This is a genomic window from Kitasatospora sp. SC0581 (assembly GCF_048159585.1).
Classification (GTDB): domain Bacteria; phylum Actinomycetota; class Actinomycetes; order Streptomycetales; family Streptomycetaceae; genus Kitasatospora.
The window spans coordinates 82,318-98,308 of record NZ_JBLRWA010000020.1 but is presented as its reverse complement, the minus strand read 5'-3'; the positions used below and the strand labels follow the sequence as shown (position 1 = coordinate 98,308).

At 75.9% G+C, this 15,991-nt stretch carries 12 protein-coding genes; 4 read left to right on the top strand and 8 right to left on the bottom strand.

The features are described from left to right. Positions 1 to 7: 7 nt before the first annotated feature. Positions 8 to 3,424 carry an ATP-dependent helicase gene (locus tag ACLWS4_RS26070; RefSeq protein WP_375874128.1) on the bottom strand — a complete coding sequence of 1,139 codons (3,417 nt, stop codon included), beginning with the start codon at positions 3,422 to 3,424 and terminating at the stop codon, positions 8 to 10. Positions 3,425 to 3,516: 92 nt separating this feature from the next. After that, positions 3,517 to 3,870 carry an MGMT family protein gene (locus ACLWS4_RS26065; protein WP_049657293.1) on the bottom strand — a complete coding sequence of 118 codons (354 nt, stop codon included), beginning with the start codon at positions 3,868 to 3,870 and terminating at the stop codon, positions 3,517 to 3,519. A gap of 135 nt (positions 3,871 to 4,005) precedes the next feature. On the opposite strand from ACLWS4_RS26065, the gene ACLWS4_RS26060 reads away from it, so the two are divergent. Further along, on the top strand, positions 4,006 to 6,744 hold the full coding sequence (locus ACLWS4_RS26060) for a flippase-like domain-containing protein (protein WP_416875337.1): 2,739 nt from the start codon (positions 4,006 to 4,008) through the stop codon (positions 6,742 to 6,744). 78 nt (positions 6,745 to 6,822) lie between these two features. Here ACLWS4_RS26060 and moeZ read toward each other — a convergent pair whose 3' ends face one another. From moeZ to ACLWS4_RS26035, 5 genes are all read right to left on the bottom strand, one after another. Further along, a complete protein-coding gene (moeZ, locus tag ACLWS4_RS26055) occupies positions 6,823 to 8,001 on the bottom strand; it encodes an adenylyltransferase/sulfurtransferase MoeZ (RefSeq protein WP_074001386.1) in 1,179 nt (392 codons plus the stop codon). Positions 8,002 to 8,231: 230 nt separating this feature from the next. After that, complete coding sequence (locus ACLWS4_RS26050; protein ID WP_049657289.1) at positions 8,232 to 9,221, bottom strand: NAD-dependent epimerase/dehydratase family protein; 990 nt, start codon at positions 9,219 to 9,221, stop codon at positions 8,232 to 8,234. Positions 9,222 to 9,363: 142 nt separating this feature from the next. Continuing rightward, positions 9,364 to 10,443 (bottom strand): hypothetical protein, encoded by a 1,080-nt coding sequence (locus ACLWS4_RS26045; RefSeq protein WP_416875336.1) that lies wholly within the window; start codon positions 10,441 to 10,443, stop codon positions 9,364 to 9,366. Next, positions 10,443 to 12,053, bottom strand: coding sequence for a DUF3492 domain-containing protein (locus tag ACLWS4_RS26040; RefSeq protein ID WP_416875335.1), 1,611 nt, complete (start codon positions 12,051 to 12,053; stop codon positions 10,443 to 10,445). Before ACLWS4_RS26040 ends, ACLWS4_RS26045 begins: the two co-directional genes overlap by 1 nt. 537 nt (positions 12,054 to 12,590) lie before the next feature. After that, entirely contained in the window at positions 12,591 to 13,493 is a 903-nt protein-coding gene (locus ACLWS4_RS26035) for an alpha/beta fold hydrolase (RefSeq protein ID WP_117489448.1), read from the bottom strand. Between the two features lie 221 nt (positions 13,494 to 13,714). On the opposite strand from ACLWS4_RS26035, the gene ACLWS4_RS26030 reads away from it, so the two are divergent. The 3 genes from ACLWS4_RS26030 (at position 13,715) to ACLWS4_RS26020 (ending at position 15,234) form a co-directional block, all read left to right on the top strand. Beyond that, positions 13,715 to 14,377 (top strand): TetR/AcrR family transcriptional regulator, encoded by a 663-nt coding sequence (locus ACLWS4_RS26030; protein WP_049660673.1) that lies wholly within the window; start codon positions 13,715 to 13,717, stop codon positions 14,375 to 14,377. Between the two features lie 131 nt (positions 14,378 to 14,508). Next, complete coding sequence (locus ACLWS4_RS26025; RefSeq protein WP_049660675.1) at positions 14,509 to 14,736, top strand: DUF3107 domain-containing protein; 228 nt, start codon at positions 14,509 to 14,511, stop codon at positions 14,734 to 14,736. Positions 14,737 to 14,907: 171 nt separating this feature from the next. Beyond that, positions 14,908 to 15,234 (top strand): hypothetical protein, encoded by a 327-nt coding sequence (locus ACLWS4_RS26020; RefSeq protein WP_074001381.1) that lies wholly within the window; start codon positions 14,908 to 14,910, stop codon positions 15,232 to 15,234. A gap of 25 nt (positions 15,235 to 15,259) precedes the next feature. Here ACLWS4_RS26020 and ACLWS4_RS26015 read toward each other — a convergent pair whose 3' ends face one another. Then, positions 15,260 to 15,988: a ferritin-like fold-containing protein gene (locus ACLWS4_RS26015; RefSeq protein WP_049660234.1), complete on the bottom strand. Its 729-nt coding sequence runs from the start codon at positions 15,986 to 15,988 to the stop codon at positions 15,260 to 15,262. Between the last annotated feature and the right edge of the window lie 3 nt (positions 15,989 to 15,991).

Genomic DNA, 15,991 nt, shown 5'->3' with positions numbered 1-15,991 from the left:
ACAGGATTCACTCCACGAGCTGCGCCCCGTCGCGCTGGGCGGAGCAGCTGCGGCGGAAGGTGCAGCGGTCGCAGCCGCCGCCGGTCTGCGGGACGAAGCGCTCGGCGAGGACCTTCCCGGCCGCCTCGGCGAGCAGGTTCTCGATCCAGGGCTCGCCCTGCGGCGGCTCCTGGTGCTGCACCTTGGGGGTGTCCTGGGCGGCCTTGGCGGCGGGCTCGCGCAGGTGGACGAGTTCGGCGCCGCCGGTGTCCGGCGGGTGCCCGGGGAAGCCGGGCAGCTCGTTGAGGGCGCCGGCCCGGACGGCGAGCTGGTAGACGGCGAGCTGCTTGTGCTCGGGCAGCGACCTGTCGGTGGGTATCTGCTTGCCGGTCTTGAAGTCGACCACGTAGGCGCGCCCGGCGGAGTCCTTCTCCACCCGGTCCATCGAGCCGCGGATGCGCACCGAGACGCCGCCGACGTCGAGGGTGACGTCGAAGCCGTGCTCGGTGGCGACGAGGTCCCGGCCGCGCTCCAGGACGTGCCAGTTGAGGAAGCGCTCCAGGGCGGCGCGGGCCTCGGTCTTCTCCTGCTGGGACTTCCAGGGCGCGTCGAAGGCCAGCGCGTCCCAGACGGTGTCCAGCCGCTCCATGAGCACGGCGAGGTCGGCGGGGGTGCGGCCGGAGCCGACCTCGTCGGCGAGGGCGTGCACCACGTTGCCGAAGCCCTGGGCGGCCGAGCCGGCGCCGCGCGCCTTGACCTCCTTGTCCAGGAACCACTGCAGGGAGCAGCTCTCCAGCTGTTCCAGCCCGCTGCCGGACAGCCGGACGGGTGCGTCGGCGCTGCGCAGCGGCTCGGCGGCGGCGGTCGGGTCGTCCAGGCCCCACCAGCGTTCGGGGCGGGCGGCGGGGACCAGCGGCTGCCCCTCCTCGTCGGTGGCGGCGGCGAGGGTGGCGAGGCGTTCGGCGGCGGCGCGGCGCAGTTCGGGCGAGCGGGCGGGGTCGACGGTGACGGCGCGCAGTTCGGCGACCAGCGCGGCGACGGACAGCGGGCGGCGCGGCCGGTGGGTGACGTCCTCGACGGTGACCGGCGGGGTGCGGCGGACGACCCTGCCGGTCCTGGGGTCGACGTCCTCGCGGTAGAGCTCGCGCAGGAAGCGGGACGGTTCGTCGCCGTCGTCGGCGGGTGCCTTGACGGCGGTGACGATCAGCCGTTCCTTGGCGCGGGTCGCGGCGACGTAGAAGAGCCGGCGCTCCTCGCCGAGCAGCGCGCCCGGGGAGAGCGGTTCGGCGAGGCCGTCGCGGCCGATCCGGTCGGCCTCCAGCAGGGAGCCGCGGCGGCGCAGGTCGGGCCAGAGGCCGTCCTGGACGCCGGCCACCACGACCAGGCGCCACTCCAGGCCCTTGGAGCGGTGGGCGGTCATCAGCCGCACCGCCTCGGGGCGCACGGTCCGGACGGTGAGGGTGTCGGCGGCGATGTCCTGGGCTTCGAGTTCGGCGAGCAGGTCGAGGGCGCTGCGGTGGCCGGTGACCTGTTCCTCGGCGCGGGCGGCGGTCTCGAACAGGGCGCAGAGCGCGTCCAGGTCGCGGTCGGCGTTGCGGCCGGCCGCGCCGCCGCGCAGGGCGGCCCGTTCCAGTCGCTCGCGCCAGCGGCGGCTGCCGTCCCACAGCTCCCAGAGCGCCTCCTCGGCGGTGCAGCCGCCGGCCAGCAGTTCGCGGACCTTGCGCAGCAGGGTGCCGAGGTCGCGGGCGCGGCGGGCGTGCGCGGGGTCGAGGGCGACAAGGCGCTCGGGTTCGGCGAGGGCCTCGCGGATCAGTTCGCCGGCCGGGCGGGGGGCGGCGGCGTGGCCGGGGCCGGGGTCCGTCGTCACGCTCCCGTCGTCCGCCCCGCCCTCGGGGGTCCGGAGGCGGGCCCTGGCCTCGGCGCGCAGCGCGGCGCGTTCCTCCTCGCGCAGGGCGCGGCCGAGGCGGCGCAGGTCGGAGCCGTCGAGGCCGCCGAGCGGGCCGGTGAGCAGGGCGTGCGCCAGGTCGGTGGTGAGCGGGTCGGGGGCGTCCGGGTCGCCCTGCTTGTCGCGGGCGGCCTGTTCGGCGCAGACCCGCAGGGCGAGCAGCAGCTGGGCGACGGCCGGCTCCTCGCGCAGCGGCAGGTCGTCGCCGTCGATCTCCAGCGGGACGCCGGCCGCGCCGAGGGCCCGCCGTACGCCGGGGATGGAGCGGGCGCCGGCCCGGACGAGCACGGCCATCTCGCCCCAGGGCACGCCGTCCTCCAGGTGGGCGCGGCGCAGCAGGTCGGCGATCGAGTCGAGTTCGGCGCCGGGGGTCGGGTAGGTGTAGACCTCGACCCTGCCGCCTTCGCGGGAGGGCAGCAGGGCGCGGTGCTGGGCGAGCTTGTCGGCGGGCAGCCGGCCCATCGGCATCCGGCGGGCGACTTCCCGGGAGGCGGCGAGCAGCAGGGCGCCGGAGCGGCGGGAGACCCGCAGCACCTTGACCTCGGCGGGGCTGCCGTCGGCCTGTCGGAAGGTCTGGGGGAAGTCGAGGATGCCGTTGATGTCGGCGCCGCGGAAGGCGTAGATCGACTGGTCCGGGTCGCCGACCGCGACGAGGTCGCGTCCGCCGCCGGCGAGCCGGCGCAGCAGCCGGACCTGGGAGGGGTCGGTGTCCTGGTACTCGTCGACGAAGACGACGTCGTAGCGCCGCCGCAGCTGCTCGGCGACGTCGGGGCGCTCGGCGAGCAGCACGGCGCGGTGGACGAGTTCGGCGTAGTCGAGGACGCCGCGCAGGTCGAGCACGTCGAGGTAGTCGGCGAGGAAGTGCGCGGCGGCGGCCCAGTCGGGGCGCTGGACGCCCTGGGCGAAGCGCTCGAGTTCGGCCTCGCCGAGGCCGAGTTCGCGGCTGCGGGCGAGGACGGCGCGGACCTCGTCGGCGAAGCCGCGGGTGGTCAGGCAGGCCCGCAGGTCCAGCGGCCAGGCGATCCGGCCGAGGCCGAGCTTGGCGTCCTCGGCGCCGCCGGCCAGCAGTTCGCGGACCATGACGTCCTGTTCGGGGCCGGAGAGCAGCCGCAGCGGCTCGGCGTAGTCCTCCGGGTCCTGGTGGGCGCGCAGCAGGGCGTAGCAGTAGGAGTGGAAGGTGGTGGCCTGGGGGGCGGCGGCGGTGCCGCCGAGCCGTCCGGACATCCGGTCGCGCAGTTCCGTCGCGGCCTTGCGGCTGAAGGTGAGGACGAGGATCCGCTCGGGGTCGGTGCCGTCCTCGATCCGCCGGGCGACCGCCTCGACCAGGGTGGTGGTCTTGCCGGTGCCCGGCCCGGCCAGCACCAGCAGCGGCCCGCCGGGGTGCTCGACCACGGCGCGCTGGTAGGCGTCCAGCACGGGTGGGTCGGGCTGGACGAGCGGGCTGCGCACGAGCCGGTACGGGGAGGTCACGAACGGGTCCTGGGGTCGAACAGGGGGCATGGCGGGGCGGGCCCGCGTCGGGCCCGCCCGTATCGAGCCTACGGTCCCGCGCTGTCAGTCCGGTCCGTGCGGCGGCCGTCGGTCAAGCCCCCCTAGGGAATCGGCCGACCGTCCCAGCGGGCCCGTTTGAGGTCGACCCGGGGCGGGTCGGCGAGTTCGCGCAGCGGGGTGCCCTCCTCGCCGTAGTGGTCGAGGGCGCGGTGCTCGTGCCCGGGCAGCAGCCGGCCGTCCGCGCGGACGACCCGCCACCAGGGCACCGGGCCGCCGTACAGGGCCATCACCCGGCCGACCTGTCGGGGGCCGCCCTGGCCGAGGTACTCGGCGACGTCGCCGTAGGTCATCACCCGGCCGGGTGGAATCCGCTCGGTCAGGTCGAGCACCAGTTCGGCGAACGGCGGCAGGGCGTCCGGAGGGCCGTCGTGTGTTGCGTCCGTCACCTGCGGCATTCTTCCCTACGGGGGCGCGCCCGCGGCCCCGTCCGTACGATCCGCCGCGCCCGATCCGCCCCCTGTCCCGCACGGGGCGCCGGGGCATGCCACCATCTTCCGGGGCGGTGAGTGGTGATACGAGGACAAGACCAGATGACCGGGACGGCTGACGTGGGCGTGGACAAGGACTCCGACGAGTCCGCTGCCGCCGTGCCGTCGGCGCCCGGGAGCGGGGGCGAGGGCCGGCCCGAACCCGGGCCGACGCCGGAAGTCTCCCTGATCAAGGACCGGACGATCAAGACCCCCGCACCCGTGAAGACCCCCGAGCAGCCCGGCCCGCCCCCGGCCGAGACCACCGGCGCCCCGGCGCCCGCGGCCCCCGCCGCCCCGCCCGGGGAGCCCGAGCCGCCGGACGAGGCCCCGCACCTGGACGTCGACGAGCCGCTGCTCGCCGCCCGCGCGCACCGCCCGTCCGACCTGATCCGCTTCCTGGCCGGCGTCCTCGGCATCGTCGCCGTCTTCGTGCTGGCCGGCATCGCCACCTCGACCACCACCGGCATCGAGCAGGACATCGCCTCCAACGCACCGCACTTCTCCGCGGTGTTCTCCACCATCACCGGCCTGCTCTCCAGCGTCGCGGTGCTCGCCGTGCCGCTGGCCTTCGCGGTCGAGCGGCTGATCAAACGCGACGGCCTGCGGGTCGCCGACGGCGTGCTCGCCTCGGTGCTGGCGTACGGCGTCTCGCTCGGCATCGACTGGTGGGTGGCCGAAGGCGCCTCCGACCACATCCGGGACGCGCTGACCCAGCTGCCGCTGGACAGCACCGGCACCCTCACCGACCCGGTGCACGGCTACCTCGCCCCGGTGATCGCCTACATGACCGCCGTCGGCATGTCGAGCAGACCGCGCTGGCGGGTCGCCCTGTGGGTGGTGGTGGTCTTCAGCGGGGTCACCGAGCTGCTCGGCGGCTACACCACCCCGCTGTCGCTGCTGCTCACCGTGCTGACCGGCTGGTCCGTCGCGTACGGCACGCTGTACGCGATCGGCTCCCCCAACATCCGGCCCACCGGCCAGCACCTGATGATCGGCCTGCGCAAGGTCGGCTTCACCCCGGCCGGTGCCATGCGCGCCCCCGACGCCCCCGGCGGCACCCGCCGCTACCAGGTCACCCAGCAGGGCGGCCCCCCGCTGGACGTGCACATCATCGACCGCGAGCAGCAGGCCTCCGGCTTCTTCTACCGGGCCTGGCGCCGGCTGCGGCTGCGCTCGGTGGCGGTGCGCCGCAGCCCCCAGTCGCTGCGCCAGGCGCTGGAGCAGGAGGCCCTGATCGCGTACGCGGCGGCCGCCTCGGGCGCCCGCGCGCCGCAGCTGGTCGCCACCTCCGAGCTCGGCCCGGACGCCGCGATCCTGGTCTACGAGAACGTCGAGGGCCGCACCCTGGACGAGCTGGCCGACGAGGAGGTCACCGACCCGGTGATGGCCTCGATCTGGCAGTCGGTGACCGCCCTGCACGAGCGCCGGATCGCCCACCGCCGGCTCACCGGCGAGTCCCTGCTGGTGGTGGACGGGCGGACCGGCTGCCTGGTCAACCTCTCCGGCGGCGACATCGCCGCCACCGACCTGACCCTGCGGATCGACGTCGCCCAGCTGCTCACCACCTTCGCCCTGCGGATCGGCCCGGAGCGCGCCGTCGCCACCGCCAACGCGGTGCTCGGCGCCGAGCGGGTGGCGCAGGCGCTGCCGCTGCTCCAGCCGGTCGGGATGAGCCGCTCCACCCGGGTCGACCTCGCCAAGCTCACCAAGGAGCGCAAGGCCGCCGCCCGGGCCAGGGCGCTGGAGCAGGTCGCGGCCGGCGAGCGCACCCAGGAGCAGGCCGAGGAGGACATCGCGGCGGCCGGCGAGGACCTGCTGAGCCGCATCCGCGGCCAGATCCTCCAGATCGCCCCCGAGGCCCCGATGGCCCCGGCCAAGCTGGAACGGCTGAAGCCGAAGAGCCTGATCATGGTGATCGCGCTCACCTTCGCCGCCTACCTGGCCCTGACCACCATCAAGCCGGCCCAGCTGAAGCTCTCCCAGATGAACTGGGCCTGGGCCGCGGCCGCCCTGCTCGCCGCCGCCTTCAGCTACGTCGCCGCCGCGATGAGCCTGACCGGCTTCGTGCCCGAGAAGCTGCCGTTCCGGCGCACCGTCGCCGCCCAGCTGGCCGGCTCCTTCGTCAAGCTGGTCGCCCCCGCCGCGATCGGCGGCATCGCGCTCAACACCCGCTACCTGCAGAAGGCCGGCATCCGCTCCGGCCAGGCGGTGGCCTCGGTCGGCGCCTCCCAGCTGGCCGGCCTGGCCGGGCACCTGCTGCTGCTGTTCAGCTTCGGCCTGATCACCGGCAGCCAGACCAACGGGGACCTCTCCGCCTCCCGCGCGGTGATCATCGGCGTGCTGACCGCCGCCGTGCTCGCCCTGGTGGTGGCCGCCGTCGCGCCGCTGCGCCGGTTCGTGCTGGGCCGGCTGCGCTCGCTGTTCTTCGGCGTGGTGCCGCGGATGCTCGACCTGATGCAGACGCCCAGCAAGCTGGTCACCGGCTTCGGCGGCATCCTGCTGCTGACCCTCTCCTTCACCGCCTGCCTGGACTTCTCGGTGCAGGCCTTCGGCGGCGACGTCAGCTTCTCGGCCGTCGCGGTGGTCTTCCTGACCGCCAACGCGGCCGGCTCGGCGATCCCCACCCCCGGCGGCATCGGCCCGGTCGAGGTCGCCCTGATCGGCGCCCTGACCGTCGCGGACGTCTCCCCCGCGGTCGCCACCCCGGCGGTCTTCCTCTACCGGGCGCTCACCTTCTGGCTACCGGTGCTGCCGGGCTGGATCTCCTACAACGTGCTCCAGCGCAGGAACGCGCTCTGAGCCGCCCCCGGACACGGGGAAGGGCCCGCCGGTCACCTTGGGAATCCAAGGCGCGGCGGGCCCTTCCCCGTGCGCGTCCTAGTAGACCGGCTTGTGCGGCTCGATCTGGTTCACCCAGCCGAGCACGCCGCCGCCCAGGTGGACGGCGTTGCCGAAGCCCGCGGCCTTGACCACGGCCAGCACCTCGGCCGAGCGCACGCCCGACTTGCAGTGCAGCACGATCTTCCGGTCCTGCGGCAGCTTCTCCAGCGCGTCGCCCATCAGGAACTCGTTCTTCGGGATCAGCACCGCGCCGGGGATGTTGACGATCTCGTACTCGCCGGGCTCGCGGACGTCGATGAGGTAGATGTCCTCCTTGTCGTCCTGCCACTGCTTGAGCTGCTGCGAGGTGATGGTCGAACCGGCGGCGGCGGCCTGCGCCTCCTCCGACACGACGCCGCAGAAGGCCTCGTAGTCGATCAGCTCGGTGACCGTCGGGTTCTCACCGCAGACGGCGCAGTTCGGGTCCTTGCGGACCTTCACCTGGCGGTAGTTCATCTCCAGGGCGTCGTAGATCATCAGCCGGCCGAGCAGCGGCTCGCCGATGCCGGCCAGCAGCTTGATCGCCTCGTTGACCTGGATCGAGCCGATGGACGCGCACAGCACGCCCAGCACGCCGCCCTCGGCGCAGGAGGGGACCATGCCCGGCGGCGGGGCCTCCGGGTACAGGCAGCGGTAGCAGGGGCCGTGCTCGGCCCAGAACACGCTGGCCTGGCCGTCGAAGCGGTAGATCGAGCCCCACACGTACGGCTTGCCCAGCAGCACCGCGGCGTCGTTCACCAGGTAGCGGGTGGCGAAGTTGTCAGTGCCGTCGACGATCAGGTCGTAGCCGGCGAAGATCTCCATGACGTTGGAGTTGTCGAGGCGTTCCTCGTGCAGCACCACGTTCACGTACGGGTTGATCTCCTTGACCGAGTCGCGGGCCGACTCCGCCTTGGAGCGGCCGACGTCCGACTGCCCGTGGATCACCTGGCGCTGCAGGTTCGACTCGTCGACCACGTCGAACTCGACGATGCCCAGCGTGCCGACACCGGCGGCGGCCAGGTACAGCAGGGCCGGCGAGCCGAGTCCGCCGGCGCCGACGCACAGCACCTTGGCGTTCTTCAGCCGCTTCTGCCCCGCCATGCCCACGTCCGGGATGATCAGGTGGCGGGAGTACCGGCGGACCTCGTCAACGGTGAGCTCGGCGGCCGGCTCGACCAGGGGTGGCAACGACACGGGGACTCCGATGGGTCTTGTTCGGGTGGCCAGGGCCAGCCTCGCTGCGGGTTGCTGCTCCGCCACTCGGGTGGCTGTCTAGGCCAACAGTGTCACGCGCCCCCGGTATTCCGAGACAGCCCGTCCGATGGGCGAGACGGGCGGCACCGGATCGTGGAACCCGCGGCCGGACCCCCGGAAGGCGCCCCGAACCCGTGGTTGACGGGCCCGGGGCGCCGCGCGGGAGGCGCTCACACCCGGCAGGCCGTCTCCAGCCAGACGTCGCCCAGCGACTCCTCCAGCGGCACCTGCGTCCGCCATCCGAGACGGTCCCGGGCGGTGCGCACGTCCGCCTGCCGCCACGGCACCGGCTCGCCCGGCACCGCCCGGCCCTCCGGCCGGTGCCCCTCCGGCCGGTGCCCGGGCAGGTGGTGGCCCGGCAGGTGGTCGCCGCCCGCCCCGACGGCCTGCGCGGGCAGCAGGACCGGCCGGTTCTCCTCGACGATCTGCCCCTCGAAGCCCGAGGCCCGCACCAGCAGCTGGGCCGCGTCCCGGGCCCGGACGGCGTGCCCGCTGCCGATGTTGACCACCCCGGTGGCGGCCGACACCGCGGCCGCCTGGATGGCCCGCGCGACGTCCCGGACGTCCACGAAGTCCCGGAACCCGGACAGGTCCGGCATCCGCACCTGGTGCTCGTCCCGCTCCAGCGCCCGCCGCAGGCCCTCGGCCAGCCGCCCGAACAGCGAGGCGGTCGGCGCCCCCGGGCCCACCACGTCGAAGACCCGCAGCACCGCCGCGTCCAGCCCGGAGGCCAGCACCAGCTCCGTCCCGGCCAGCTTGGACACCCCGTACGGGCCGACCGGCCGCGGCTCGGCCTGCTCGGAGACCGGCACCCCGCCGGGCACCGGCCCGTACTCGGCGGCCGAGCCGACGTGCACCAGCCTGGCCGGCTCCCGGCAGCGCCGGATGGCCTCGCAGACCGTCGCGACGGCCAGCGTGTTCGACCGGATCAGGGTGCGCGAGCTGCCGTAGGTGGCGCCCGCGCAGTTGATCACCACCTGCGGCGCGACCGCGTCCAGGAACCGGGCCAGCGCGCCCGGGCTCCCGGTGGTCAGGTCGAAGCGGATGTCGGCCGAGTCGCGTCGGCCGAGCACCGTCACCTGCAACTCCTGGTCCATCAGCAGACGATCGGTGACCCGGCGGCCGATGAAGCCGTCGGCGCCCAGCAGCAGCACCCTCATCGGGGGCGTCCTTCCACGAAGCCAGCTCGGGACGACCTGGCGGAACGGATTCAACGAAGTTCAACGAACGGGACGGGAGCGGGAACCGTGAACCGGGCCCCGACAAACGTCGAACGGGGGGTGGCGAACGGGCGGACGGCGCTCACCGGTGCGAGCCGGCCCGGCCGAGCACCGCCCCGGCGTACGCCAGCAGCGCCGCCGCGACGGTGCCACCGCCGAGCAGCCAGGCCTCCGGGCCGGAGCGCCCCAGGGCGAGCGGGCCGAGCACCGCGGCGGCCCCGGCCGACGCCCCCGCCGCGGCCGCCGCCGGCCGGCCGCACCGCGCCAGCAGCACCGGCAGCACCACCAGCAGGCCCAGCACGCCCTGCGCCGCCCACTGGGCGGGGCCGGCCCGCTCGGCCGCCAGGTGCAGCAGCCCTCCGCCGTGGCCCGGCCCGGGACGCGGAGCGACGACGGCCAGCACCGCCAGCGCGGCGAAGCTCAGCACCCCGAGCACCGCCAGGTGCAGGGCCAGCGCGACCGGGAGCACCGGCCGCATCCGGGCCCGGAACTCCGCCAGGGTGCCCGCCGCGCCCAGGTGGCCGCGGCCGAGCTGCCGGTACCAGCGGGCCGTCCGCTCGGCCGACCCGGCCGACACCGCCGCCGCCAGCACCAGCGCGACGGCCAGCGGGCGGTCCCCGCCCGGCAGGGCCGGCGGGAGCAGCAGCAGCGCGGCCAGGCCCAGCCCGTGGCCCAGCGCCGCCGGCCGCAGCCGGGAGCCGGGGTACGGCCGGGGCGCCGGCCCGGGCCCCAGCACCCCGGGCCCGGCGCAGGGCGGGCCGGGCTCGGCCGGGGCCGGTGCGGTCAGCGCGGGCAGCAGCACCAGCGGGACGGCGGCGGGCAGCAGCACCGGCCAGCGCGGGCCGAGCGCGGCCGCCCCCGCGCAGGGCAGCGCGGCCAGCGCGGCGGCGGTCAGCGCGGCCCGGGCCGCGGCCCCGCCCGACCGCGGCTGCGCGGGCCCGGGCGGCGGCGGGCGGCGCGGCACCCGGGCGTACAGCTCCTCGGCCAGCGAGAACAGGTCGGCGTGCCGGCAGCGGGCGGCGGCGTCCTGGCCGAGCCCGGCCTCCTCCAGCCCGGCGGCGATCTCCAGCGGGTCGACGGCGCGCTCGCACAGCTCCCGGTGCTCCGCCATCACCTCGCGCACCGGGTCCGCGCTGCCGCCGGGCAGGGGGCCGCCGGACATCAGCGGGCCTCCGCGAGTTCGGCCGGCCGCACGCCGCCGACCGCCGTGTCCGCGTCCCGCGCGCCGCCGTCCGGCGGAGTGCCGCCGCGCGGGCCGTCGGCCAGCCAGTACTCGGCGGGGCGGGCGAAGGGGCGCGGCGCCGGGACGCCCTCGCCGCCGCCCCCGCCGCCGGGGAAGGCCGGGTACTGCGAGACCAGCTCCAGGTAGATCTCCCGGAAGGCGCCGATCACCGGCTCCACGGCGAAGCGTTCCTGCGCCCGCAGCCGCCCGGCCAGACCGAGCCGGCCCCGCCGCTCCTCGTCGCGCAGCAGCGCCAGGCAGGCGCCGGCCAGGGCGCGCGGATCGCGGGCGGGCACCAGCAGCCCGGTCGGCCCGACCACCTCGCGGGCCACCCCGACGTCGGTGGAGACCACCGCCCGGCCGCTGAGCAGCGCGTCGGCGAGCAGCCGGGGGCTGCGCTGGGAGAGTCCCGAGAAGACCGCCACCGTGCCCGACTCCCAGGCCCCGGCCAGCGAGCGGGGCCGTCCGGCGAACTCCACCGCCGGGGCCACTCCCAGCCGCTCGGCCACCGCCGCGCAGTGCGCCCGGTAGCCGGGCGCCGCCTCCTCCCCGTACACCACCAGCCGGGCGCCGGGCAGGTCGGCGCGGACCCGGGCGAAGGCGTGCAGCGCCAGCTCCGGGTCCCGGCCCGGCTCCAGCGCGCCCGCCCACACCAGGGTCGGCGCCGCGGGTTCCGGCCCGGCGGCCGGGCGGTCCACCGCCGGGGTGCCCTCGTACACCACCCGGGTGCGCGCCGGATCGGCCCCGCAGCGGCGCTGCCACTGCTGGTCGTGGGCGCTGCCCGGGGTGAGTATCGCGGCCCGCCGGTACGTCTCCTCGGTGAGCGCCCGGAAGAAGGACAGCAGCAGGGCGCGGACCGGCCACCGGTACGGCGCCTCGCGGTAGCCGAGGTACTGCTCGCGCAGGTGCAGGCCGTGCTCAGTGACCACGAACGGCACCCCGTGCAGGTGCCGGGCCACCAGGGCGGGCAGCGCGGCCGGGCCGCCGCCGACCACGTGGCACAGGTCGACCGCGCCGAGGCCGCCGGGGCCGGTGCCGTACCAGGGCGCGGACAGCGGGCGCAGGCACTGTTCCAGCAGGTCCGCCGCGACCAGCACGTCGCAGACCAGCGGCTGCCCGGCCGAGGTGTCCGCGCCGGGCAGCCGCCAGGTCCGCTCCAGCAGCCGGCGGGCGTGCGCGGAGGCCAGGAAGGCGGGCAGCGTGCCGTCCTCCCGGGCGAGCGCGGCGAGCCGGTACAGCCCGGGCCCGAAGCCCGCTCTCTCCCCGGGCAGCACCAGGGCCCGCACCAGCTGTTCGTACGCCCCGGCGTACCGGCGTCTGCGCGGCGCGCGCGGTGCCCGGCCGCCCGGCCGGCGCCCCCACAGCGCCAGCTCGTACGCGCCGCGCCAGGCGGGCGACAGCCGCTCCGCCGTGCCCGGCTGTTCCGGGCCGGTGAGCAGGTACCGCTCGAACCCGTGCTCCGGCAGGCCCTCGGCGAGCCGGTCGCACCAGCCTCCGGTACCACGGCGGGGATGCGGACGGGCACCCTCGGTGAGCAGGGCAACGCGCACGGGAGACCTCCGGGGCAGAGCGGATTCGCTGGGCGGGACCACGGACGGACCGACGGGTGCCCGGGCGGCCCGGGCAGTGGCCCGGGGTGCCCCCGTACGGCGGCGGGGACGGTCGGGGCCGGGGAGTCCGGTCGGCCGGGGCCGGCGCCGCGGTGCCTCCGGGCGGCCCGCCGGCGGCCCGGTCGCGGACGCGCCGCGTTCCGTTCCCCCGGGCGCCCGCTCCGGCGGTCGGGCCCGACCCGCCGGGACCTCGGCCGCGACCGCCCTCCGGTTCCTCCGGCGGCCGCGACTCCCCCACACCTGTTCGGTCCGACAGCAGAAAGGTAGGACCGGCCCGGGCCGATCCATCGGTCACATGCCTGCCTGCCACCTGATCGAGTGAACCGACGTGACCTCGACCGGGACCAGGGCGTTACCGGGCGGTATGCGCGGCCGCCCGCGCGGCCCCGCCCGGGCGCGCGGTCGGCCCGCCACGGCACGCGCTCAGCCCCTGGTCCGCGCCCGGCCCGCCGTGTGCGCCCGGGCCGTGGTCCGCGCTCAGCCCGCGGTGTGCGCGATCAGCTCCCGCACCGCGCGGGCGACCTCGTCGGGGTGCTCCATCATCGCCACGTGCCCGGACTCCGGCAGCACCAGCAGCCGGGCGTCCGGGAAGGCCGCGCAGGCGCGGCGGGCCGAACGGTAGGAGACCAGCTTGTCGCGCAGCCCGTACACCAGCAGCACCGGCGCCTCGACCCGCTCGGCCTGCCGCCACAGCGCCTGGTCGCCGCGCTCGGTGTACGCCGAGACGATGCCGCGGGCCGAGCCGACCAGCGCCTGCATCGCGTGCGGCACCTCCAGCCGGCGCCGGTACTCGGCCACCGCCTCGGCCCGGGCCGCCGGGCTCAGACTGCCCGGGTCGCCGTAGACCAGCCGCAGCAGGTCCTCGGTGGCCGCCTCGGCGTCGCGCCCGCCCGCGGACAGCCGGCGCAGCACCGCGGGCACCCCGGGCACCGCGAGCAGGGCGGTCGGCCAGGCGGAGTGCTGCGGGGGCAGCTCGGGCAGGGCCGGGGAGACGAGGGTGAGGCTGCGCACCAGGTCCGGGCGCAGCGCCGCCAGCCGGACGGCGACCGCGCCGCCCAGCGAGTTGCCGAACAGGTGGACCGGGCCGCGGCCGGAGGCCTCCAGGTAGCCGATCACCGCGCGGACGTGGCCGGAGACGGTGAGGTTGCCGTCGGTGGGCGGATGGGAGCGGCCGAAGCCGGGCAGGTCCACGGCCTCGCCGTCGACCTGCCCGCCGAGCCGGTCCATCAGGGCCTCCCAGTTGGCGGCCGAGCCGCCGAGGCCGTGCACGAAGAGCCCGGGCTCGCGCCCGTCGGCGGCGCCGTCGACGGCGGGTCGGTGCACCGCGAGCACCGCGCCGGGGACCTCGACCGTACGTACCTGCTGCTCAGCGCTGCTCATGGTGGACGATGGTAGTGAGCCCGCCCCGGGAACCCCGGGGTGGTCCGGCCGCCGGCCGCCTCCGTTCCACCACTGCCGAGGCCGAGGTCAGCGCCGTATTGTGGGCTCCTGACAACCAGGCCGATCGTCTTTTCTCGCCTTCGCCGAACGCGGACGCGGTTACCGAAAAGTAGAATCGGCCATCTTGCCAGCCGCGAACAGACCCCGAAGTGAGGAGCGCCGTGACGGCCATCCAGGAGGCGCAGGAGCGCCCGCGCGGTGCCCGCCTGCCGCGAAGCGCCCGCCGTGAACAACTGCTCGGTGCCGCCCAGGAGGTGTTCGTCGCGCAGGGCTACCACGCGGCCGCCATGGACGACATCGCCGACCGCGCCGGGGTGAGCAAGCCGGTGCTCTACCAGCACTTCCCCGGGAAGCTGGAGCTGTACCTGGCGCTGCTGGACAAGCACTGCGACGCCCTGGTCGAGTCGACCCGCGAGGCGCTGTCGGCGACCACCGACAACAAGCAGCGGGTGGCCAACACCATGGAGGCGTACTTCAACTACGTCTCCAGCGAGTCCGGCGCCTTCCGGCTGGTCTTCGAGTCGGACCTGACCAACGAGCCGGCCGTGCGCGAGCGGGTCGAGCGGGCCTCCGAGGCGAGCGCGACGCTCGTCAGCAAGGTGATCCAGGAGGACACCGACCTGCCGGAGGCGGAGTCCAAGCTGCTCGCCGCCGGGGTCTGCGGCCTGGCCCAGATCACCGCCCGGTACTGGCTCTCGCAGGGCCTGGCGATCCCCCGCGACGAGGCGGTCCGGCTGGTCGCCAGCCTGTCCTGGCGCGGTCTGAAGGGCTTCCCGATGCACCCGGGCGAGCAGTCCGGCGAGGGCACCGCCCACCAGGGCTGATCCGCCGACCTTCGCCGGGCCGGGGATCCGGTGCTCTATGGTGAAGCCGTACGGCACGGTCGCCGCGAACGCTTGTCCCAGGCGGTCCGGTGCCCGTGCGTGGAGGCTGCAACCCCGGAGGGACGGAAGCCGTGGAGGTCAAGATCGGCGTGCAGAACGCACCCCGCGAGATCGTGATCGAGAGCTCGCAGACTGCCGATGAGGTCCAGAGCGCGGTCGCGAAGGCGCTGGAGGGCTCGGAGAAGATCTTCGCGCTGTCCGACGAGCACGGCCGTCGCATCATCGTCCCGGCCGAGCGCCTGGCGTACGTGGAGATCGGCGAGTCGGCCGCCCGCAAGGTCGGCTTCGGCACCGCCTGAGGCGCCACAGCACAGCATCGTCCGGTGCCCCGTTCCCGCGAGGGAGCGGGGCACCGTCGTGTCCGGGGACGCTGTGGCCCGTGGGGCTGCGTCGCGTGTACGAGCGGGTGGGGCGGGGTACGGCGAGGGTGCGGCGCCGGTGCCGCACGCCCGTCCCCCCGGGAGGCAGCCTTGCTGGTCGAGTCGATCGTCTTCGCCCTCGTCGGCCTGGTCACGGGCGGCACGGCCCTGCTGGCCCGGCCGGCGTACTTCCGGGCCGCCCGGGCCCTGGTCCTGGGCACCGCGCTGGCGGCGGCGCTGGTCGGCGGGGTGGTCGCGCACTTCAGCGTGGACGGCCGCCAGCCCGCGGTGTCCGTCGCGGCCGCGGCGGTGGCCTCGGGCGTGCTCACCTCGCTGCTGGCCCGGCCGGACCTCGCCGCGGGGCGCGCCCCGGCCCACCGGCACCACCCGCACCGGCCCGGCACCCACCGCGCGGCGCGGCGGCACCGGGCGGCCTGAGCACCCCCGGTAGGTCGCGGGGCCGCTAGGAGGCCAGGCCGAGGGCGGCCATCCGCTTGGTGTGCGCCTCGGTGATCCGGTTGAACATCTTGCCGACCTCGACCAGGTCGAAGCCCTGCACCTGGACGCCGCCGACCAGCAGGTTGGACAGCGCGTCGCGCTCGGCGACCACCCGCTGGGCCTGGCTGAGCGCCTCGCCCATCAGCCGCCGGCCCCACAGGGCGAGCCGGCCGCCGGCCCGCGGGTCGGCCTCGATCGCCTGGCGGACCTTGTCGACGGCGAACTGGGCGTGGCCGGTGTCGGACATGACGCTCAGCACCAGGTCGCGGGTGTCGTCGTCCAGCCGGACGGCCACCTCGCGGTAGAAGTCGGTCGCGATGGCGTCGCCGACGTAGGCCTTGACCAGGCCCTCCAGCCAGTCCGAGGGCGCCGTCATCCGGTGGAACAGCTCCAGCGGCTCGACGAACGGCCGCATCGCCTCCTGCGGGTCGGCGCCGACCTCGGCGAGCCGGTCGTGCAGCCGCTGGTAGTGCTGGAACTCGGCGGAGGCCATCCGGGCCAGCGCCGCCTTGTCGGCGAGGTCGGGCGCCAGCTTGGCGTCCTCGGCGAGCCGCTCGAAGGCGCTCAGCTCGCCGTACGCGAGCGCGCCGAGCAGGTCGAGCACCGCCGCCCGGTAGCCGGGGTCGGCCGAGCACGCGGCCCAGTCCCCGATCGAGCCGGCCGCCGCGTCCTGCGTCTCACCATGGGTCTCCATGAC